This window comes from Komagataeibacter sp. NFXK3 (assembly GCF_054182245.1).
Window position 1 is genome coordinate 1 of the sequence record NZ_JAPIVJ010000091.1, and the last position, 872, is coordinate 872.

The following is an 872-nucleotide window of genomic DNA, read 5'->3' on the forward strand; positions in this document are numbered from 1 at the left end:
TTTTCCTGTCTGCCGTCACGGTGGCGGAACTGCGTTTCGGGATCGGGGCGATGCCGACCGGTCGGCGGCGTTCTGTACTGCATGAGCGGCTGGAACAGGAGGTATTGCCCTTGTTCGCGGGGCGTGTTCTGTCGTTCGATCTGGCGGCGTCTCAGGCCTATGCCGAACTGATGGTGCGGGCCAGGTCAGAAGGTCGGGCAATTGGCAAGGCAGATGGCTATATTGCAGCCACCGCTGCATCCCGGGGTTATGTCGTGGCCAGCCGCGACGTGTCTCCTTTCGAGGCGGCCGGTGTGCGGGTTCTCAATCCGTGGGAGGAGACCTGATGTCCTGCGGCATGCTTGAGAGCGGATGATTTAATGTGTATTATTTCTATTGGAGATACACATCATGCGAACAAACATCATCATTGACGATGCCCTCATGACCGATGCGCTGAAAGCGGCCGGTGTGAAGACCAAACGGGAAGCCGTGGAACTGGGACTGCGTATGCTGATCAGGCTGAAGCAGCAGCGGGAGCTCCGCACCTTGCGGGGAAAGCTCGACTGGCAGGGTGATCTCGATGCCATGCGCTCCGACGCATGATTCTGGTGGATTCTTCGGTCTGGATCGATTTTTTCCGGGGTACGGTGACGCCACAGGTTGATGTTCTGGACCGGCTTCTGGGAGAAGAACCTGTCGCTATTGGGGATCTGATGATGACGGAAGTTCTCCAGGGATTTGCGAGTGAGCGGGATTTCAACAAGGCACGGCGGATGCTTGGTGCCCTGGATCTGGTGGAGATCGGGGGACGTGATGTCATGATCGAGGCGGCACGATATTTTCGTGACCTGCGCGGCAGAGGCATCACCATCCGGAAGACCATTGATACC

General features: G+C 57.9%; 3 protein-coding genes. All 3 read left to right on the forward strand.

Features of this window, described 5'->3' with window-relative positions:
• A partial coding sequence (locus OQZ28_RS17630; RefSeq protein ID WP_458136706.1) for a PIN domain-containing protein occupies positions 1-326 on the forward strand: 326 nt, incomplete at its 5' end.
• A 64-nt stretch (positions 327-390) separates the two neighbouring features.
• A complete protein-coding gene (locus tag OQZ28_RS17635; RefSeq protein WP_034931116.1) occupies positions 391-585 on the forward strand; it encodes a type II toxin-antitoxin system VapB family antitoxin in 195 nt (64 codons plus the stop codon).
• A partial coding sequence (vapC, locus tag OQZ28_RS17640; protein ID WP_458136707.1) for a type II toxin-antitoxin system VapC family toxin occupies positions 582-872 on the forward strand: 291 nt, incomplete at its 3' end. The genes OQZ28_RS17635 and vapC, both read left to right, overlap by 4 nt.

Bases quoted from the DNA above. Each gene is read 5' to 3' on its own strand.
- OQZ28_RS17635 (WP_034931116.1), top strand. From the start codon at position 391: ATGCGAACAAACATCATCATTGACGATGCCCTCATGACCGATGCGCTG.